This window comes from Rhodococcus coprophilus NBRC 100603, from assembly GCF_001895045.1.
GTDB lineage: Bacteria > Actinomycetota > Actinomycetes > Mycobacteriales > Mycobacteriaceae > Rhodococcus > Rhodococcus coprophilus.
In genome coordinates, this window is sequence record NZ_BDAM01000007.1 from 220,155 (window position 1) to 240,346 (window position 20,192).

Annotated in this window: 14 protein-coding genes and 2 tRNA genes; all 16 read left to right on the plus strand. The window is 65.8% G+C overall.

The features are described 5' to 3' along the window. The first annotated feature begins 246 nt into the window (after positions 1 to 246). The 16 genes from dnaA (at position 247) to RDCOP1_RS13025 (ending at position 20,162) form a co-directional block, all read left to right on the plus strand. Positions 247 to 1,926 (plus strand): chromosomal replication initiator protein DnaA, encoded by a 1,680-nt coding sequence (dnaA, locus tag RDCOP1_RS12950; protein ID WP_072701470.1) that lies wholly within the window; start codon positions 247 to 249, stop codon positions 1,924 to 1,926. A 506-nt stretch (positions 1,927 to 2,432) separates the two neighbouring features. Next, a complete protein-coding gene (dnaN, locus tag RDCOP1_RS12955; RefSeq protein WP_072701472.1) occupies positions 2,433 to 3,617 on the plus strand; it encodes a DNA polymerase III subunit beta in 1,185 nt (394 codons plus the stop codon). Positions 3,618 to 3,641: 24 nt separating this feature from the next. After that, complete coding sequence (gene recF / locus RDCOP1_RS12960; RefSeq protein ID WP_072701124.1) at positions 3,642 to 4,877, plus strand: DNA replication/repair protein RecF; 1,236 nt, start codon at positions 3,642 to 3,644, stop codon at positions 4,875 to 4,877. Beyond that, a complete protein-coding gene (locus tag RDCOP1_RS12965) occupies positions 4,870 to 5,427 on the plus strand; it encodes a DUF721 family protein (RefSeq protein WP_072701126.1) in 558 nt (185 codons plus the stop codon). Before recF ends, RDCOP1_RS12965 begins: the two co-directional genes overlap by 8 nt. Positions 5,428 to 5,639: 212 nt before the next feature. Further along, entirely contained in the window at positions 5,640 to 7,676 is a 2,037-nt protein-coding gene (gene gyrB / locus RDCOP1_RS12970) for a DNA topoisomerase (ATP-hydrolyzing) subunit B (protein WP_072701474.1), read from the plus strand. Between the two features lie 365 nt (positions 7,677 to 8,041). Continuing rightward, positions 8,042 to 12,025, plus strand: a complete 3,984-nt coding sequence (locus RDCOP1_RS21910) for an ATP-binding protein (protein ID WP_072701128.1) — start codon at positions 8,042 to 8,044, stop codon at positions 12,023 to 12,025. Further along, positions 12,022 to 12,438 (plus strand): roadblock/LC7 domain-containing protein, encoded by a 417-nt coding sequence (locus tag RDCOP1_RS12980; RefSeq protein ID WP_072701130.1) that lies wholly within the window; start codon positions 12,022 to 12,024, stop codon positions 12,436 to 12,438. The genes RDCOP1_RS21910 and RDCOP1_RS12980 overlap by 4 nt, the downstream gene beginning before the upstream one ends. Positions 12,439 to 12,451: 13 nt before the next feature. Next, positions 12,452 to 12,826 carry a DUF742 domain-containing protein gene (locus RDCOP1_RS12985; RefSeq protein WP_072701132.1) on the plus strand — a complete coding sequence of 125 codons (375 nt, stop codon included), beginning with the start codon at positions 12,452 to 12,454 and terminating at the stop codon, positions 12,824 to 12,826. Positions 12,827 to 12,839: 13 nt separating this feature from the next. After that, positions 12,840 to 13,394, plus strand: a complete 555-nt coding sequence (locus RDCOP1_RS12990; RefSeq protein ID WP_072701134.1) for a GTP-binding protein — start codon at positions 12,840 to 12,842, stop codon at positions 13,392 to 13,394. After that, positions 13,394 to 14,188, plus strand: coding sequence for an MHYT domain-containing protein (locus RDCOP1_RS12995; protein WP_072701136.1), 795 nt, complete (start codon positions 13,394 to 13,396; stop codon positions 14,186 to 14,188). Before RDCOP1_RS12990 ends, RDCOP1_RS12995 begins: the two co-directional genes overlap by 1 nt. Positions 14,189 to 14,195: 7 nt before the next feature. After that, positions 14,196 to 14,987, plus strand: a complete 792-nt coding sequence (locus tag RDCOP1_RS13000; RefSeq protein WP_231922864.1) for an MHYT domain-containing protein — start codon at positions 14,196 to 14,198, stop codon at positions 14,985 to 14,987. A 178-nt stretch (positions 14,988 to 15,165) separates the two neighbouring features. Then, a complete protein-coding gene (gyrA, locus tag RDCOP1_RS13005) occupies positions 15,166 to 17,670 on the plus strand; it encodes a DNA gyrase subunit A (protein WP_072701139.1) in 2,505 nt (834 codons plus the stop codon). Continuing rightward, complete coding sequence (locus RDCOP1_RS13010; protein ID WP_072701141.1) at positions 17,671 to 19,068, plus strand: DUF3566 domain-containing protein; 1,398 nt, start codon at positions 17,671 to 17,673, stop codon at positions 19,066 to 19,068. A gap of 74 nt (positions 19,069 to 19,142) precedes the next feature. Beyond that, positions 19,143 to 19,216 (plus strand) — tRNA-Ile (locus RDCOP1_RS13015). Positions 19,217 to 19,355: 139 nt separating this feature from the next. Continuing rightward, a tRNA-Ala gene (locus tag RDCOP1_RS13020) sits at positions 19,356 to 19,428 on the plus strand. A 218-nt stretch (positions 19,429 to 19,646) separates the two neighbouring features. Further along, complete coding sequence (locus RDCOP1_RS13025) at positions 19,647 to 20,162, plus strand: hypothetical protein (protein WP_231922863.1); 516 nt, start codon at positions 19,647 to 19,649, stop codon at positions 20,160 to 20,162. The last annotated feature ends 30 nt before the right edge of the window (positions 20,163 to 20,192 follow it).

Consider the following 20,192-nt stretch of genomic DNA (forward strand, 5'->3'; position numbering starts at 1 on the left):
ATCGACGATGTGCGCGGCCGCCGGTCGCGCACGACCGCTCCTGAACCGGCGCCGAGGCGCAACGGCCGGACCGCGCCTCGTATGCCAGACTGAGCGCAAGAAGCCGGCACGAAAACTCGTTCGTCCCCTTCGTCCGTGCACAGAGTTGCACATCACCAGCACACATCCACCGGGCCATACCACTCGGTTGTCCACACCTGTGGATAATCGTGTGGAAATCATGTCGACCCTGTGGGAGGAAGCTACGTGAACGACGAGCCGAACGCGCTTGCCGATGTGTGGGCGGACGTCGTCGCCGAGCTGACAGCGGACGACGGAGTGCTCACCAAGAGCCAGAAGGCGTGGCTCGCGCTGGTCAAACCGATCACGTTGGCCCAGGGCTTCGCCCTGCTGTCGGTACCGTCCACGTTGGCCCAGCAATCCATCGAGCGCGATCTGCGCGAACCGATCCTGCGAGTCCTCACCCGTTACCTGGGACATCGCGTCGAAGGCCTCGGAGTCCGGGTAGAGCCCCGGGAGCGCATCGACGACCCCGCAGAGGATCCGTACGCGGAACCGCGCGACACCCTTCCCCTCGAGGGTCTGCCCGAGGAACGAGCAGGTGTCGATACCCGCAGTGGAGAGAGCCGCGCCCGGGACGCACGACGCGAGCCGGCGGGATCTCGAGATGCGGGTTCGCCTCGAGACGGTCGCTCCTCCCGTGACGGCATGTCGCCCGGTGAAGGTATCGGGCACCTCCGCCGGAGATACAGCACGGCACGCGACGACATGCTCGACGGTGAGCCCGGCGACCATGAGGAAGTGGACGACGACCGGGAGGCACTGACCGCGGTCCGCGAATCGTGGCCGTCGTACTTCACGCAGCCGCCGCCACCCGAAACGCCGTCGATGGGCAGTAGCAGCCTCAACGCCAAGTACACCTTCGACACCTTCGTGATCGGGGCGTCGAACCGCTTCGCCCACGCGGCCGCCGTCGCGATCGCCGAGGCCCCTGCCAGGGCATACAACCCCTTGTTCATCTGGGGCGCGTCCGGCCTGGGCAAGACACACCTGCTCCACGCGGCGGGACACTATGCGCAGCGCCTTTTCCCCGGGATGAGGGTGAAGTACGTCTCCACCGAGGAGTTCACGAACGACTTCATCAACAGCCTGCGCGACGACCGGAAGGTCGCGTTCAAGCGGCGCTACCGGGAGACCGACATCCTGCTGGTCGACGACATCCAGTTCATCGAGGGCAAAGAAGGTATTCAGGAGGAGTTCTTCCACACCTTCAACACCCTCCACAACGCGAACAAGCAGATCGTGGTGTCGTCGGACCGGCCGCCCAAGCAACTGGCGACGCTCGAGGAGCGCCTGCGCACCCGGTTCGAGTGGGGCCTGATCACCGATGTGCAGCCGCCCGAACTCGAGACGCGCATCGCGATCCTCAGCAAGAAGGCGCGGATGGACGGGCTCAACGTCCCGCACGACGTCCTCGAGCTGATCGCCAGCCGGATCGAACGCAACATTCGTGAACTCGAGGGTGCACTGATCCGTGTCACAGCCTTCGCATCGCTCAACAGGCAACCGCTCGATCTGACGCTGGCAGAGGTCGTGCTGCGGGATCTGATGCCCGATTCTACGGCTCTCGAGATCAACGCCGCGACCATCATGGCGGTGACCGCGGAGTACTTCGGCACGTCCATCGACGATCTGTGCGGACCGGGCAAGGCGCGTCCACTCGCCCAGGCCAGGCAGATATCGATGTACCTGTGCCGCGAGCTGACCGACCTGTCGCTACCCAAGATCGGTCAGACGTTCGGCCGCGATCACACCACAGTTATGTACGCGGACAAGAAGATTCGCAAGGAAATGACCGAACGCCGGAAGGTCTACGACCAGGTTCAGGAACTGACTGCACGCATCAAGCAGAGGTCCAAGCGGTAGTTCACACCGCCGAAAGTCATCCACAGGGAGTGCCCACAGGGCGCTCCCTGTGGCATTTTCGTCCCGCATCTCGAGAAAGTCCGGGCACTCACACTTGTGGACAAGGGTGTGCACAACGTGGGATCTTTGTGGACGGACGGTGGACAGAGGTTGAACAGTCTCGAGGAATTCACATTCATCCTCGAGTAGTCCTCGAGTTCATCCTCGAGTGTGTGGCCCTCGAGAAGTACACCCACCAGCGTAGACGTCGATCCGTCCACAGATTCCACAGGACCTATTACTACTTCTGTGAGTTCTTCTGAGAAAACTATTTAAAAACAGCTGTGTGGATGGAGTCGGTCCACAGGCCTCTCGAGGAGTCGTGTGCCCCGAGTCCTCAGCTTTCCAACCAGGCCGGGAAGGCATACCGTGGAGCCGCATCCCCCGACGCCGCCCCACGGAGTCGGGGCCTTGTGTCAGACTTCGTACGACTTGTCGAGACCACGATCGAAGGGATCCACCGGGCGATGGAGCTTGGAAGCATGAAGTTTCGTGTTGCTCGCGAGGACTTCGCCGACTCTGTCGCGTGGGTTGCCCGGAGTCTGCCGTCCCGCCCACCGGTGCCCGTTCTCGGTGGCGTGCTGCTCGGAGCCGAAGAACAGGGATTGACCGTCTCGGGATTCGACTACGAGGTATCGGCGCAGGTCCACGTCGCCGCCGAGGTAATCACCACCGGTCAGGCGCTCGTGTCGGGCAAGCTGCTCGCCGACATCACCCGCTCGCTGCCCAACAAGCCCGTGGATGTGGTGCTCGACGGCACCCGCGTGCTCATCACGTGTGGCAGCGCGAAATTCTCCCTCCCGACGATGCCCGTCGAGGACTACCCGCAGCTTCCCGAGCTGCCTCAGCAGACCGGTTCGCTGGCCGGCGATCTGTTCGCCGAGGCGATCAGCCAGGTCGCGGTTGCCGCAGGCAGGGACGACACCCTCCCGATGCTCACCGGCATCCGGGTCGAGATCGACGGCACCGATGTGGTGCTCGCCGCGACCGACCGGTTCCGTCTCGCGGTGCGCAAACTCGAGTGGATGCCCACCACCGACACCACCACGGCCGCAGTGCTCGTTCCTGCCAAGACGCTGTCCGAGGCTGCGAAAACTGTTGGCGGATCGTCGAATTCGCCTGTGCAGCTCGCGCTGGGCAGTGGTTCGTCCGTGGGTGCGGAGGGACTGCTCGGCATCGTCGCCGACGGCCGTCGCACCACCACCCGCCTGCTCGACGCCGAATTCCCCAAGTTCCGCCAGTTGCTCCCCAACGAGCACACTGCGATGGCCACCGTCGAGATCGCTCCGCTCGTCGAGGCGATCAAGCGTGTGGCACTCGTTGCGGAGCGTGGAGCACAGGTCCGACTCGAGTTCACCGACGGCGGGGTCCTCCTGTCCGCCGGCGGCGACGATGCCGGTCGCGCCGAGGAATCACATCCCGCCGAGTTCTACGGTGAACCGCTGGTCATCGCGTTCAACCCGGGGTACCTGCTCGACGGATTGACCTCGCTGCACACCGACAAGGTCTCGTTCGGTTTCACCACCGCGAGCCGGCCCGCCGTACTCCGGCCCGCAGTCGACGAAGAACCGTCGCCCGACGCTTCGGGTACCTTCGCTGCCCCCGAGAGCGATTACACCTATCTGCTGATGCCGGTGCGCCTGCCGGGCTGACCGGCGCGCCAGATTTGGACGGCCGTGTACGTTCGCACCTTCTCGTTGCGCGACTTCCGTTCCTGGGAAGCCGTTTCCGTGGATCTACAGCCCGGAGCGACGGTCTTCGTCGGGCGTAACGGCTACGGCAAGACCAACCTGCTCGAGGCTCTCGGATACCTGTCGACGTTGTCGTCGCACCGCGTCGCGTCCGACGCACCGCTGCTACGTGCCGGCACCACCCGCGCATTCGCTGCTGCCCAGGTCGTCAACGCGGGCCGTGAACTGGGCATCGATATCGAGATCCTCGAGGGCAAGGCCAATCGCGCCCGGATCAACCAGTCGCCCGCCCGCCGGCCGCGGGAGATCCTCGGAATCCTGAGGACCGTTCTCTTCGCGCCCGAGGATCTTTCGCTGGTGCGCGGCGACCCCGGGGATCGGCGACGGTACCTCGACGAGTTGCTCACCACCCGGTTTCCCCGGATGAGCGGAGTGCGGGCCGACTACGACAAGGTGCTGAGACAGCGTTCGGCGCTTCTCAAGACGGCCGGAGGTGCGCTGCGACGCGGTACACGCTCGAGTGACGGTACGAGTGCATTGGCGACCCTCGACGTATGGGACGGCCACCTCGCCGCGCACGGCTCGGAATTGCTCGCGGCCCGACTCGAATTGCTGCACGCCCTCACACCGCACGTGACGGAGGCCTACCGGTCCATCGCACCGGAATCCCGCCCGGCGAGCCTGCGATACCGCAGCAGTCTCGGTGACGCCCTGCCCGAGGAGTTCTCCGACCCCGGCCGGGTTCCCGCCCCCGACGACCGTGAATTCCTCGAGACGGTGTTCCTGCACCGGTTGGCGGAATCGCGGACCAAGGAGATAGAGCGCGGGGTGTGCTTGGTGGGGCCGCACCGGGACGATCTCGAGTTGATCCTGGGCGATCACGCGGCGAAGGGATACGCGAGTCACGGTGAGTCGTGGTCGTTCGCGCTCGCGCTGCGACTCGGCGCGTTCGCACTGCTCCGGACCGACGGTACCGATCCGGTGCTGATGCTCGACGACGTCTTCGCCGAACTCGATCGTCGTCGTCGTACAGCGCTTGCCGAAGTGGCCGCCTCGGCCGAACAAGTGCTGATCACCGCGGCGGTTCCCGAGGACGTTCCGGACGAGTTGAGCGGGGCACGGTTCCCGGTAGATGTCGAAGACACCGAAAACGGTCGGACCTCTGTGCTGGGATCCGTGCAGTGGCCGCATGCACAACCGGTGGGGAGTTCAGATGAGTGATCAGCCACGGCCCGACGACGGACCGCAGCCCGGCGAGCCCGAACTCAAGGGCGTCGATCTGGCGCGGCGCGCGCTCGAGGAAGCTCGAGCCGCAGCCAAAGCCAGTGGCAAGGCCGTTGGACAGGGGCGCGCGTCGCGCGGGAATCTGCGTCCTCGCAGGCGTCGTCGCGGCTGGTCCGGCCCCGGGCCCGACGACCGTGACCCTCAGCCCCTCGGCGCGCTGACCGGGGCGATCTCGAAGCAGCGTGGCTGGTCGACCCATGTATCGGAGGGCACCGTCCTGGGGAGTTGGGCGCGCGTGGTGGGTGAGGACATCGCCGGGCACGCCCAGCCGACGACGCTGCGCGACGGCATCCTGCATATTTCGGCCGAGTCCACGGCCTGGGCGACCCAGCTCCGGATGATGCAGTCGCAGATCCTGGCGAAGATCGCCGCCTCGGTCGGCCACGGAGTGGTGAAGGAACTGAGGATCACCGGTCCGACAGCACCCAGTTGGCGCAAGGGTGAGCGCCATGTCCGGGGGCGCGGCCCTCGCGATACGTACGGGTGATCCAGGTCGCCCGCGCCCGCTAAGAGCGCCGGACTGAACCGGCGCACGAAATTACTTGTGTCGATGCGCGCGCGGCCCGCTGCGGGCATGTCAGCGGGGTTACAACCGCATTCTGTGTCGCCCCGGGCATATGGGTGTCGGCCACGTAGGATGGATGAAGAATGCCGCGCGCGTTGTGCGTGGCCGAGGCGGAGAAGGAGAGCTACCCCCCCGTGGCTGCCCAGAAGGCGAACAAGAGCAAGAACAACTACGGTGCGTCGTCCATCACCGTCCTCGAAGGACTCGAGGCGGTACGCAAGCGCCCAGGCATGTATATCGGCTCTACCGGAGAGCGTGGTCTGCACCACCTGATCTGGGAAGTCGTCGACAACTCGGTCGACGAGGCGATGGCCGGGTACGCGACGAAGGTCGAGGTCACCCTTCTCGCGGACGGCGGCGTCCAGGTCATCGACGACGGCCGTGGCATCCCCGTCGGGATGCACGCGTCGGGTGCGCCGACCGTCGAGGTCGTGCTCACTCAGCTGCACGCCGGCGGCAAGTTCGACTCCGATGCGTACGCCGTCTCCGGCGGTCTGCACGGCGTCGGCATCTCCGTGGTGAATGCGCTGTCGACCACCCTCGAGGTCGAGATCGACTGCGACGGTTACCACTGGGAGCAGACGTACACGCACTCCAAGCCCGGCGAGCTGATCCAGGGCGAGCCGACGACGAGGACCGGAACCACCGTCCGGTTCTGGCCGGACCCGGACATCTTCGAGACCACCACCTTCAACTTCGAGACGGTCGCGCGGCGTCTGCAGGAGATGGCGTTCCTGAACAAGGGACTGACCATCACGCTCACCGACGAGCGCGTCCTTCCCGAAGAAGTCACAGACGAAGTCGTCCTCGAGACGGCAGACGCGCCCAAGACCGCCGAGGATCAGGAACTCGAGGCCCAGAAGCCCCAGGTCCACAAGGTCAAGACCCGCGTCTACCACTACCCCGGTGGTCTCGAAGACTATGTGCGCCACCTCAATCGCACGAAGTCGCCGATCCACAACTCGGTGGTGGGTTTCACGGCCAAGGGCACGGGCCACGAACTCGAGGTTGCAATGCAGTGGAACTCGGGTTACTCCGAGTCCGTCCACACCTTCGCCAACACCATCAACACCCACGAGGGCGGTACGCACGAGGAAGGGTTCCGTGCGGCCCTGACCACCGTGGTGAACAAGTACGCGAAAGACAAGAAGCTTCTCAAGGAGAAGGACCCCAACCTCACGGGTGACGACATCCGCGAGGGCCTTGCGGCAATTATCTCCGTCAAGGTCGCCGAGCCTCAGTTCGAAGGCCAGACCAAGACGAAGCTCGGCAACACCGAGGTCAAGTCGTTCGTGCAGAAGGCGTGCAACGAGCACATTTCGCACTGGTTCGAGGCGAACCCGGCCGACGCGAAGACCATTGTGACCAAGGCTGTTTCGTCGGCGCATGCTCGTCTGGCTGCCCGCAAGGCGCGAGAACTGGTGCGGCGCAAGAGCGCCACGGATATCGGTGGCCTGCCCGGCAAGCTCGCCGACTGCCGTTCCAAGGACCCGAGCAAGTGCGAGATCTACATCGTGGAGGGCGACTCCGCCGGTGGCTCCGCGAAGTCGGGCCGCGACTCGATGTACCAGGCGATTCTGCCGCTGCGCGGCAAGATCATCAACGTCGAGAAGGCCCGCATCGACCGCGTGCTCAAGAACGCGGAAGTCCAGTCGATCATCACGGCGTTCGGCACAGGCATCCACGAAGAGTTCGACATCGCGAAACTGCGCTATCACAAGATCGTGTTGATGGCCGACGCCGACGTCGACGGTCAGCACATCGCGACACTGCTTCTCACGCTGCTGTTCCGGTTCATGCGGCCTCTCGTCGAGGAAGGTCACGTCTACCTCGCTCAGCCGCCGCTCTACAAGCTGAAGTGGCAGCGGAGCGAGCCCGAGTTCGCGTATTCCGATCGTGAGCGAGACGTCCTCCTCAAGGCCGGTCTCGAGTCCGGTAAGAAGATCAACAAGGACGACGGCATCCAGCGGTACAAGGGCCTCGGTGAGATGAACGCCAAGGAACTGTGGGAGACCACGATGGACCCGTCCGTGCGGATCCTCCGTCAGGTCACTCTCGACGACGCTGCTGCTGCCGACGAACTGTTCAGCATCCTCATGGGCGAGGACGTGGAGGCACGTAGAAGCTTCATCACCCGCAACGCGAAAGACGTGCGGTTCCTCGACGTCTGACGCGGGGATGCTCGTTGCTCGCTGAGTAAAAGCCGGCCACATCGGGACCCCTTTTGTGAGAGACATCACATTAGGGGTCCCGATGTTGTGACACGTGACAATGACACGCTGGTCACACTTGGCGGCTACCCGCTAGTACAGTCCATTGGGCCACCGGCAAGTGTGGCTGCCGTACAGGGGGTCCGGTGCATTTTGCAGGAGGATGTGAGAGATCGCCTTCCGTATTTCCTGTATGTACCGCTATGGTGCCCTCACCCAGGAACGTCTCGTTCGATGCATCGATCGAAAACGCACTCAGTTCGAGCGGTGCGCCGGTTGGCGCTCGTCGCCTGGCGCGAACGGGGTGGAAGGAGAGCTGTTAATCCATGAGTGACAAGTCGCCGCCCCGCCAGCGGTGGTGGAACATCGAGGGGTGGGGTCTTCGCACGAAGGTCACCGCCGTGCTCGCTGTCCCCGTGACCGTGGCGATGGTCCTGGGTGGTCTTCGCGTCGAGAACGAACTCACCAACGCTGTGCACTTCTCCTCCGCCGCGGATCAGGTCGCGGTCGTGCCCGACATCGTCGACTTCTCTACCGCGTTCGCGACAGCCACAGGCAACGTGGCGGCAGGCACGATCACGCCCGAGGAGATGGATCACCTCGGCGAAACTTTCATCACGATGAAGACGATCGCTGCCAGCCCCGAGTTCGACGAAGCGCTCGTCTCGGACCTCGACCGCACGATCGCCAGTGCGGAGGCGCTCTACACCAAGATGAAGGCCGGGCCGGTCTCGATCGCCGAGATCGCCACCGTCACCAGTGAGGTTCGAGACAACCTCAACCGGATCGTGGAAGCGGTCCTCGACGGCGTCGACGACCGCGAGATCCTCGACTACGGCAACCAACTCGTCAATGCCTGGTACTCCCAGCGCTATCTCTTCGGCCAGGTTCTCGGTGTCCTCGACATTCTCGCGAACCCCGAGAAGCCAGACACCTCGCTCGTGACCGCCTCCGGCGGCGAGCTTGCAATGCTCGATCTGCTTTCGCGCTCGTACCCGATGGCAGACGCCCAGATCGCAGACCTGCGCGCCGGCGTCAAGGAACGCACCGACATGGTCGCGGCGGCCGGCGAAGGCCCGCTCCCGATCCTCAACGTCCGCGCGTCCTTGCTGCACAGCGTCGATGTCTACGGCGGCATCATCGACTCCGCTGCCCAGCAGATCACCACCACGATCCAGGATCGTGCCGCGGAAACCCGTGCAGCGGCCTTGCGCGACACCGCAATCGTGCTCGCCGCTCTGCTCGCCGCCCTCATCCTGGCCCTGCTCGTCTCGCGGTCGCTCGTCGGACCGATCCGCCGGCTCCGGTACGGAACCCTCAAGGTCGCCCGCCAGGAACTGCCGGAGGCCATCGACCGCATCAAGGTCGGCGACAGCATCGAAGACATCGAATTCACGCGGGTCCCCGTCCACACCACCGAGGAAATCGGACAGCTCGCCCGTGCGGTCGACGACATGCACGGTCAGGCACTCCGTCTCGCAGGTGAACAGGCCCACCTCCGTCTCCAGATCAACGACATGTTCGAGACGCTCGCGCGTCGCAGCAAGTCGCTCGTCGAACAGCAGCTCGGGCTCATCGAACGTCTCGAGTACGAGGAGAAGGATCCGAGCCGACTCGAAAGCCTTTTCCGGCTCGACCATCTCGCCGCCCGTATGCGCCGCAACGGCGACAACCTGCTGATCCTCTCCGGTACGCGTATTCGCCGCGGCCAATCGACACCCGTGCAACTGGGTGACATCCTGCGTGCCGCGATGTCCGAGGTCGAGGACTACCAGCGAGTCCAGATCGGTTCCACCCCCGACGGCGCGTTGAGCGGTGCGGTGGCGACCGACATCGTGCACCTGCTCGCCGAACTGGTGGACAACTCGCTGCGGGCGTCTCCGCCCGACAGCACCGTCACGTTCAGCTTCGCGCGTGCCGTCGACGGTGGCCTTCTCGTCGAGATCGCCGATCGGGGTATCGGTATTCCGGTCGAAGAACTCGAGATCATCAACCAGCGCCTGATCAGTGGTGGCGCAGTCGGGCCCGACACCGCCCGCCACATGGGTCTGTACGTGGTGTCGCGACTGGCCGAGCGTCACGGTCTCACCGTCAGGCTCCGCCCGACCTTCGACACCGCGCGTAACCCCGGCATCACTGCGAGCGTTCACATCCCGGACGTGCTTCTCGTTTCGCCGCTCGCGCTGTCCCAGACGGGTCCGCAGCCGCGCGTCATCGATGCGGAGCCCGACTCGCAGCCCGAGGCACTTCCCGCTCCCGCCTCGCAGCCCTCGCAGGAGACTCCTCAGCTGCCGTCGCCTGCTCGTGAGAAGGAATACGAAGCGCCGCAGCCGAAGCCGCGTCCGGTGCCGCAGGCCCGACCCGAGCCACGGCCCCAGCCCCAACCGCAGTCCGCTCCGCAATCGCAGCCGATCCGTGCCGATGCGTACGACCGGCCCGATCGCGACGACTTCGCTCCGAAGTCGCAGCCGATTCGGATCGAAGCGTACGACCGGTCCTACTACGGACAAGACGAACGATCCGGCGACGGCCAGGACTCGGGTCAGATCCGCCGAGATCCGGCAGCTCCCGCCGCACCCCGCGACGAGGAACGTCAGCGAGATTCGGGCCGCCCGGGCTTCCCGCCGGGATCGCGTGAATCCGCTCCGCGTGAGACGACCGGCGCGCACGAGTTGTCGGCGCTTCGTGAGTCCGGTATTCCGGGCCAGCCCCAGCGCGGCCCGGGCAACCGCTCGGGTCTGCCGACTCGCCAGCCGGGTGCGGCGCCGGGACTTCCCCCGCGTCAGCCGGGTTCGACTCCGGGTGTACCCGCCCGCGACCCCGGTGCGGCGGCATCGGGTCTGCCGACCCGTCAGCCGGGTGCAGCGACTCCCGGTCTGCCGACTCGTCAGCCAGGGGCGACTCCCGGTCTGCCGACTCGTCAGCCGGGGGCGACTCCCGGTCTGCCGACTCGTCAGCCCGGAGCTACGTCCGGACTTCCGCAGCCGCAGCAGGCGCCGCGCAGGATTCAGCCCGACGCTGCAGCCGCATTCGTCTCCGCGCTTCCCCCGCGTGGTCAGCACGGCCAGAACCGGCCGGCACAGGACCGGGTGTGGCAGGACGAGCATGCTCGTCGACAGGAGCGGGAAGCTCAGGCCGAGCAAGAATTCCGTCAAGAGCGGCCCCAGCAGGACGACCGCGATCGGCAAGCGTCGCGCGACGACCGCCCGGCCGAGCGCACCGGTAGTCATTCCGCGGCCGAGCCGTCTGCACAGCGGCAGCCGGAACCTGTTCGCGAACAGGGATTGTCGAATCTTCCGCAGCGACGGCCGGGAAGCACACCCGGTCTGCCCACCCGTTCGGCCCCTGCCTCGCAGGACCAGCCTTCGGACGGACAGTCGGGAAGCCGCCAGTCGGGCTTGCCGCAGCGCCAGCCCGGTGCGACGCCCGGATTGCAGGGACGCGGTGCATCTCCGCAAGCCCCGTCACCGCAACAAGCCCCATCACCGCAGCCGGGTCAGCAGCGCGCTCCCCAGCACTCGCAGGGGCAGCATTCTCAGGCCCAGCATTCTCAGGCGCAGCCGCCGCAGAATCTCCGTCCGTCCCAGCAGCCGCAACAGGATGCTCCGAACGGGCTTCCGCAGCGTCGTCCCGGAACCACACCGGGTGTGGCCGGCGGGTCTGCACCCCGTCCGGAAGGTGCAGCGCCCGCGGGGCTTCCGCGCCGCCGGCCCGGAGCGACCCCCGGCCTGCCGCCGCGGCCCGAGAGCGCGCCGGAGCCTTCGGCCGCTGTACTGTCGGGTCCGACCTCCATCCCGTCGGCGAGTATTGCCGACGGTGGATCGGTCTCGCCGCAGAGCGACGCACAGAACGCTGCTCGTCATCGCTACCGGACCAACTCGGCGAAGACAGCGTCGTTCTTCCAGCCCCGGCAGGACGCGGGTGGGCTGCGGCCGCAACCCGCACCGCACACGCCGATCTTCTCCAACATGATGTCGGATTGGCTCGTCGATCCGACCAGTCTTCCGGAGGACCGCAGGAAGAAGGAATGGCGCTCGGCCGCCGACGCGGGTTGGGAAGCAGCGCAGCGAGCAGCAGAAGTATCGGTGGAAGAACACACCACGGCCGGCCTTCCGAGGCGCGAGCCGGGTCACCGCCTCGTGCCGGGCGCGGTGAGGGCTCCCGCCACCGGGGAGCTGCCCAAGACGATCCGACGCCGGGACCCGGAAGCCATTCGGGCGAACCTGAGTCGCCACCAGCAGGGCGTCCGTAACGGTCGCACCTCGGCGTATACCAGCAATCGCGAGAACAATGAACAGGGAGTTCGATGAACATTGATCATGGATCCGACGTGGCCCGTCCACTGGACTGGTTGGTTTCCAACTTTGCGCGCGAAGTTCCAGGTGTCTCGCATGCCGTACTCGTATCCGCCGACGGCCTGCTGATGGCTGCCAGCGCGCACCTTCCGGTCGACCGCGCCGAGCAGCTCGCTGCCGTCACCTCCGGGCTCGCGAGCCTTTCCAACGGTGTCTCGCAGCTGTTCGACGGTGGGGGAGTCCTCCAGTCGGTCGTCGAGATGCAGCACGGTTACCTGCTGCTGATGAGTGTCGGTGACGGTTCGCATCTCGCGGCGCTGACCGCGTCGGAATGCGATATCGGACAGGTCGGCTACGAGATGGCGCTCTTGGTGGACCGGGTGGGTGCCTCGGTCGAGGCAACTCCGCGGGTCGGCCAGGGGTCCTGACGTCGAGGTGGCCATGGAATCGCGCAAGCCTGAGTCGGTGCCGGATCAGCCCAGCCTGGTACGGCCTTACTCGCTGACTTCGGGACGTACCAGTCCTGCGGTCGAACTGGCGTTGGAAGCATTGATCCAGGCGATCCCGGGCACGGACCCTCGAGCCCGTGACCTGGACAACATCAACGCCACGATCTTGGAATTGTGCAAGGAATCGCCCTCGGTTGCCGAGATCGCGGCGAGGGTGGGCGTGCCGCTGGGAGTGGCACGCGTCCTGGTTGCCGATCTTGTCGAAGCCGGACACGTACAGATCCTGGCCACGCTGAAAGACGATTCGAGCGACGCGGAGCGTCGTGAGCTGATTGAAAGGGTCCTCAGTGGACTTCGCGAACTCTAGCGCCACCAAGCGCGTGACCTCGACCAAGATCGTGATCGCGGGTGGCTTCGGTGTCGGAAAGACCACGCTGGTCGGGGCGGTGTCCGAAATCGTCCCCCTCCGTACCGAAGCGCTCGTGACGAACGCCAGCGACGGGGTCGACAATCTCACCGCGACGCCACAGAAGGCGACGACGACGGTGGCGATGGACTTCGGCCGTATCAGTCTGGCCGAGGACCTCGTGCTGTACCTTTTCGGTACTCCGGGCCAGCACCGATTCTGGTTCATGTGGGACGACCTCATCCGAGGCGCGATCGGTGCCATCGTGCTGATCGACACGCGTCGGCTCGACGAGAGTTTCGCGGCGGTCGACTTCTTCGAGGCTCGGAATCTTCCGTTCATCGTCGCGATCAACGAGTTCGACGACTCGCCGCGCTACCCGCTCGAGGACATCCGCCAGGCAATGGCGATCTCGCCCGAGGTCCCGATCGTGTCGATCGACGCGCGTTCCCGTGAATCGGCGAAGCAGGCATTGGTGACCGTCACCGAATACGCGCTGCGGAAGCTTCATCAGCCGGTGGCCCCCTAGTGGTCGAGGGCCTCCAGCTGTTCACCATGGGTCCATGGGTGATCATGCTGGCGTACCTCACCTCGGCGATCGGGGTGTTCGTCGGGGTCACCAGTGTCAGGAAGGTGCGTACCTCGCTGACGGACCGCGCCCGCAATTTCTGGCTGGCGGTGGCATGTCTGGTCATCGGTGGAGTCGGCGTGTGGCTGGCTCAGTTCCTGCCCATGGCCGGTTTCGCGATCCAGGGCAGCGTGGTCAGGTACGACCTCGTCACGATCATCTTCTCGATGCTGCTCGCGCTGGTGACAGCGTTCGTGGCGTTGGTGATCGCGACGCCGTCCGACGGTGGCTCCGCGAAACCGGGGCCGGCCGCTCTCGTCCTCGGTGCCGGGGTCGCGGCCGTCCCCTTCGCGATCATGTGGTCGGTCAGGACGCAGGGCGAAGTTTCGTTCGACACACTCTTCGTCGTGGGCGCCGTTCTGTTCGCGTTCGTGACCGCCGCGGGTTTCATGTGGCAGGTGCAGCGAGCGGACACGTGGCCGAAGAGGGTCATCGGCGGCGCGCTGGCCGGTGCTGCGGTGATGGGCGTGCACTTCCTCGCCGCAGCATCCATCCAGGTGACTCCCGACGCGACGACACCGGCGCCGGCGGGCATCGAGGTGTTCTCGATTCTGTTCCCGTTGTTCGTCGCCGGCCTTGTGCTGCTTGTCGTTCCTATCGTCGCGGTGTTACTCGCTCCGGACCGCGTCGCGGCAAAGCTCGAGCGTGAAGTAGACGAGTGGAACGCGGAAGCGTTCCGGTCGCCGAGCCGATAACTTCGGCGTGCAACTCTTCTCCATGGGGCCGTGGGTTTTCCTGCTGGCCTATGCGACGGCGGTGGCCGGGTCCTACACCGGGCTGGCCTGTATGCGCCGGACGCGAGAGGAGACGGGTCGTAGCGGGGGAAACTGGTGGTTGCTGATGGCTTCCCTCTCCATCGGCGGCGTGGGCATCTGGCTCATGCACTTCATCGGAATGATGGGGTTCTCGGTGCCGGGCACCGTCATCCGGTACCAACTCGTCCCGACGGCGCTCTCGGTGCTGGTCGCGGTGGCGACGACCATGTTCGGCATCTGGTTCGTCACCGCGCACTCCACGGTGCTCGCGCGCCTGCCACGGGGGGTTCGCCCGGGAATCGGCGGGACGATCGTCGGCCTGGCGGTGTGCCTCATGCACTACATCGGGATGAGTGCGGTCAGGGTGCAGGGCACCATCCACCACAAACTCGAATTAGTCGTCGTATCGGCCGTCATCGGACTGGTGGGCTCGACCGTCGCGCTCGCCCTCGCGCGGGCAGCGGAACGGTTCGTCGTGCGCCTGCTGTCGGCGTTCGTCATGGCCGCCGCGGTCGTCGGTCTCCACTACACCGGTATGGCCGGTATCCATGTGGTCATCGATCCCGGAGCGCCCGACCCTCGCGGCATCGCGGTGCTGTCGCTTCTGTTCCCGGCCTTCATCCTCGGAATCATCGTGCTCGCTGCACCGATCACCGCATTGGTGCTCGCGCCCGAGAGCGACGAGTACCGGCAAGACGAGCTTCTCGACCCCCCGACCGACGCGGCGATCCGCACATGACGCGCCCCGGCCCGGCGCTTCGAAGTGTGATCTCCCTCTCCCCGAGGCAGGCGCCTGGGGAAAGTGCCTGTCCTTCGCGGCGTGGGGTGACCTGCACCTATAGACTCGGGTGGTTGCGAGACGTTCGTCGGACGGAAGACCGTGGACGCACGTTCGAGCCGAGTAGAAGAAGGAGCTCATGACCGACACCACGTTGCCTCCGGAGGGGCCGGGGCACGACCGCATCGAGCCCGTCGACATCCAGCTGGAGATGCAGAACAGCTACATCGATTACGCGATGAGCGTGATCGTGGGGCGTGCTCTGCCCGACGTGCGTGACGGACTCAAGCCCGTCCACCGTCGCGTGCTGTACGCCATGTTCGACAACGGTTTCCGGCCGGATCGCGGCTATGTGAAGTCGGCGCGCGCCGTGGCCGAGACGATGGGCAATTACCACCCGCACGGCGACTCGTCCATCTACGACACCCTGGTTCGCCTGGCGCAGCCGTGGGCGCTGCGGTACCCGCTCGTCGACGGGCAGGGCAACTTCGGTTCGCGCGGCAACGACGGCGCGGCCGCCATGCGATACACGGAGTGCCGGCTCACGCCTCTCGCGATGGAAATGCTGCGGGACATCGACCACGACACGGTCGACTTCCAGCCCAACTACGACGGCCGGACACAGGAACCGACGGTTCTCCCCAGCCGTATCCCCAACCTGTTGATCAACGGTTCGGGTGGCATCGCGGTCGGCATGGCAACCAACATCCCGCCGCACAATCTTCGTGAGGTCGCAGACGCGATCTACTGGGCGCTCGACAATTACGAAGCCGACGAGGAAACGACCCTCGCCGCGGTGATGGACCGGATCAAGGGTCCCGACTTCCCGACGGCGGGCTTGATCACCGGATCGCAGGGCATTCACGACGCGTACACCACGGGTCGTGGCTCGGTGAAGATGCGCGGTGTCGTGGAGATCGAAGACGATCCCAAGGGTCGCACCACCATCGTGATCACCGAGTTGCCCTACATGGTCAACCCGGACAATCTCATCACGTCGATCGCCGAGCAGGTCCGCGACGGCAAGATCGCCGGTATCTCCGACATCCACGACGAGTCGTCGGATCGTGTCGGTATGCGGATCGTCGTGACCGTCCGTCGTGATGCGGTCGCAAAGGTCGTCCTCAACAACCTGTACAAGCACACCCAGCTTCAGACGAGCTTCGGCTGCAACATGCTGTCGATCGTGGACGGGGTGCCGCGCACGCTGCGCCTGGATCAGATGATCCGGCTGTACGTCGTGCACCAGGTCGAGGTCATCGTCCGGCGTACGCGCTACCTGCTCCGCAAGGCCGAGGAACGCGCCCACATCCTGCGCGGTCTCGTCAAGGCGCTCGACGCGCTCGACGATGTGATCGCGCTGATCCGCCGGTCGCAGACTGTCGACATCGCTCGTGGTGGCCTCATCGATCTGCTCCAGGTCGACGAGATTCAGGCCGACGCGATCCTCGCCATGCAGCTGCGCCGCCTCGCTGCTCTGGAACGGCAGAAGATCATCGACGATCTCGCCGAAATCGAGCGGGAGATCGAGGACTACAAGGACATTCTCGAGAAGCCGGAACGGCAGCGCGCCATCGTCCGTGAAGAGCTCGAGGAGATCACCGAAAAGTACGGCGACGACCGCCGGACCCGCATCGTGGCGGCCGACGGCGACGTGACGGACGAAGATCTGATCGCTCGCGAAGACGTGGTCGTCACGATCACCGAGACGGGGTACGCCAAGCGCACCCGCACCGACCTGTACCGGTCGCAGAAGCGCGGCGGCAAGGGCGTCAAGGGTGCCGAGCTCAAGCAGGACGACATCGTCAAGCATTTCTTCGTGACCTCCACCCACGACTGGCTCTTGTTCTTCACGACGAAGGGCCGTGTCTACCGGGCGAAGGCCTACGAGCTGCCCGAAGCCAACCGCACCGCTCGTGGTCAGCACGTCGCGAACCTGCTGGCCTTCCAGCCGGACGAGCGGATCCAGGGCGTCATCCGTCTGCAGAGCTACGAGGACGCGCCGTACCTGGTGCTCGCGACGCGCAACGGTCTGGTGAAGAAGTCGCGCCTGTCGGACTTCGACTCCAACCGCAGCGGCGGCATCGTGGCCATCAACCTGCGCGGTGACGACGAGATGGTGGGAGCAGTCCTGTGCTCCGCCGACGACGACCTGCTCCTCGTGTCGAAGCTGGGCCAGTCCATCCGATTCTCCGCGACCGACGAAGCACTGCGCCCGATGGGACGTGCAACGTCCGGCGTGCAGGGTATGCGGTTCAACGGCGACGACAGCCTGCTGTCGCTCAACGTGGTCAAGGAAGGCACCTACCTGCTGGTCGCGACCTCCGGTGGTTACGCGAAGCGGACGCCGATGGAGGATTACCCGGTCCAGGGCCGCGGCGGCAAGGGCGTTTTGACCATCCAGTACGACCGTCGGCGTGGCACCCTGGTCGGAGCTCGGATCGTCGAGGACGATGACGAGCTGTATGCGATCACCTCGAACGGTGGCGTTATCCGTACTGTGGCCAAGCAGGTCCGCAAGGCCGGGCGGCAGACCAAGGGGGTGCGCCTGATGAACCTCGCCGAAGGCGACACGTTGTTGGCGATCGCGCGCAATGCCGACGAGCTGGACGACGCAGACGTATCCGGAGCTAAGGAGTCGTAAGTGAGCACTCCCCAGGGACCCAACGGAAACGGCCAGGGGAAACCTGGCCCGCGCCCCGAGGATCGCAATGGGCAGGAGGTGCCGTCCGGTTCGTCCGGCGCGGCTCCTTCACAGGGGTCGGCTCCGCAGGGGGCGTCCTCGAAGGACCGCGCACCGCAGGATCGGTCGCCGCAGCAGGATCGGGCCCCGCAGAACGCGGCGCCGGAGAAACCTGCCGGGCCTCCTCAGAAAGCTGGTGAGGCTGCGCCGAACGCTTCGTCGAAGCCGCTGGAAGATGCTGCGAAAGCAGCACCTCCGAAGCAGGCATCCGCCGCCGAAGAGCCGTCGGCCGGCGCCCAGAAGCCCGCCCCGGCTGACAAGCCGGCGCGGACTGCGCCGCAGGGGCAGGCAGAGGAGCATGGTCGTCAGGCGCCGGCGTCGCCGCAGCCCGAGACCCCGGCGGTGAACAACGGTGCGGCACCGTCGGCCGCCAAAGCGCAGTCGTCGCAGGGCACCGACCAGTCGCGCCCGGGGCGGCCGGCAAACCAGACGGCCCGGCCGGGTGGCCAGACACCGCCGTGGCAGCGTGGTCCGCAGGGGAATGCGCAGCAGGGCGGTTCGTCGCCCCAGAAGACCCCGCAGACCAATCTGCCCGGGGTCGGCCCGGGTCTCGGCAAGACGGGACCGGCGGGGCAGGGAACTTCCGGTTCTCGCCCGTCGACGGGTGCTCAGCCGTCCTCCGGCAAGCCCGCCGCAGCGCAGAATCCGGCGCCGCCGACTCGTCCGGTCGTTACCGGCACGGCTGCGGCGTCGATGAACGCGGCCACGTCCGGTTCGGCTCCTCGGACGACCGACCACGGCGGCAACGATCGTGCTGCTGCGAAGGCGAAAGCCGCAGTCATCGACGGTCCGACGCGACACATCGAGCGGAAGGATCTCGCGAAGGATCTGCCCGATCTCTCCGCGGTCAAGCATCCGACGCCTGCGGGACCTGCGACGGGGGAGACTCCGAAGGTGGGCCCGACGGCCATCGCCCCCGCTGTGGCCGGAGTCGCGACGGGTGACGCACTGCGCGCGACGGTGCAATTGCGGCGTATCGACCCGTGGTCGATGCTGAAGATTTCCTCCGTGATTTCCGTCTCTCTGTTCTTCGTCTGGATGATCGCGGTCGGCCTGCTGTACGCCGTGCTCGCAGGCATGGGCGTGTGGGATCGGCTCAACAGCGCGTTCACCGACATCGTGAGCGATGCGGGCAGCGACGGACTGGTGACGGTCGGGCAGGTGTTCGGCTACGCGACCGTGATCGGGCTCGCCAATATGGTCCTGATGACCGCCCTCGCGACGCTCGGAGCCTTCATCTACAACCTGTGCACCGATCTCGTCGGCGGTGTTCAGGTAACGCTCGCAGACCCGGACTGACCTGCATGAATGCTGCCCCGCCGAGGCGATTTGAATCATTCGGCGTCGGTGGGGTAGTGTTCCATCCGGTTCGAGGGCCTATAGCTCAGGCGGTTAGAGCGCTTCGCTGATAACGAAGAGGTCGGAGGTTCAAGTCCTCCTAGGCCCACTCCCCGTGCCGGAAAGGCAGCCAGAAAATGAAGGTTCTCGTCGCTTTGGGAGCTGGATTTCTGGCGGTCGTCGGAATCGCTCGCATGTTGCGCAGTGAGGACGAATGGCACGAGGTACCCAGTCGGTAATCGACGTACGGGGCCTTAGCTCAGTTGGTAGAGCGCTGCCTTTGCAAGGCAGATGTCAGGAGTTCGAATCTCCTAGGCTCCACAACAAAATATGTAGGTAGAGGGCGTTTCCCGGGAATCGGGGAGCGCCCTCTCCGCGTTCCTGCCCACCTTCTGCCGCGTCCCCACTGGTTGTTGGTCGATCGGTGCCGAATCGGAGCGATGCCCGCCGGTGATTGTGGGCACATCGCACGGTACCGCGACGTATCAGGACCAATGGCATATACGACAGTCGGTAGTATTCGGCGTACCATGCACCCTGTGCCACACGACCCGAGACTGCTTGCGCGGCTGCGCGGTGGCTTCGCCGGTGGCACCTCCGCCGCGGTGAGTATCGCGGCCCACGCAATCGCCGGTGGCGGATACCCGGGCGAGAATGCGATCACGTTCCTCCTCGCCGTGGTCGTCGTGGTCGGGATCGCTGCGGGCGGGACCCGGCTGCCTGTCGTCGTTCTTCTCGCAGGTGGGCAGGTTCTCGGGCACTTGGCGCTCTCGCTCGGCGACGGCGTCGCAGGCAGCCATCTCCATGTTCCGGAACCGAGCATGCTCGCGGCACACGCGCTGGCGATCGGGATCGCGGCGGCACTCGTGCACGGTGCCGAACGAGGCTGCGCGCTCGCGCTGAGCGCCCTGGGCCGTCTCGTCCCGCGTGGATGGCGATCTACCCAGGTGCGCCCGGCCGCAACGATGCCTGTCACGTACCGGCCCCCGGTTCTGCGTCCCCAACTCGCGACCGCGGGGCCCACCCCGCGCGGTCCACCGCTCGTCACGGTCTGACACTTCACACTTCTCCCTCACGAAATCGCC

Bases quoted from the DNA above. Each gene is read 5' to 3' on its own strand.
- dnaN (WP_072701472.1), top strand. From the start codon at position 2,433: ATGGAGCTTGGAAGCATGAAGTTTCGTGTTGCTCGCGAGGACTTCGCC.
- RDCOP1_RS12965 (WP_072701126.1), top strand. From the start codon at position 4,870: ATGAGTGATCAGCCACGGCCCGACGACGGACCGCAGCCCGGCGAGCCC.
- RDCOP1_RS21910 (WP_072701128.1), top strand. From the start codon at position 8,042: ATGAGTGACAAGTCGCCGCCCCGCCAGCGGTGGTGGAACATCGAGGGG.
- RDCOP1_RS12980 (WP_072701130.1), top strand. From the start codon at position 12,022: ATGAACATTGATCATGGATCCGACGTGGCCCGTCCACTGGACTGGTTG.
- RDCOP1_RS12985 (WP_072701132.1), top strand. From the start codon at position 12,452: ATGGAATCGCGCAAGCCTGAGTCGGTGCCGGATCAGCCCAGCCTGGTA.
- gyrA (WP_072701139.1), top strand. From the start codon at position 15,166: ATGACCGACACCACGTTGCCTCCGGAGGGGCCGGGGCACGACCGCATC.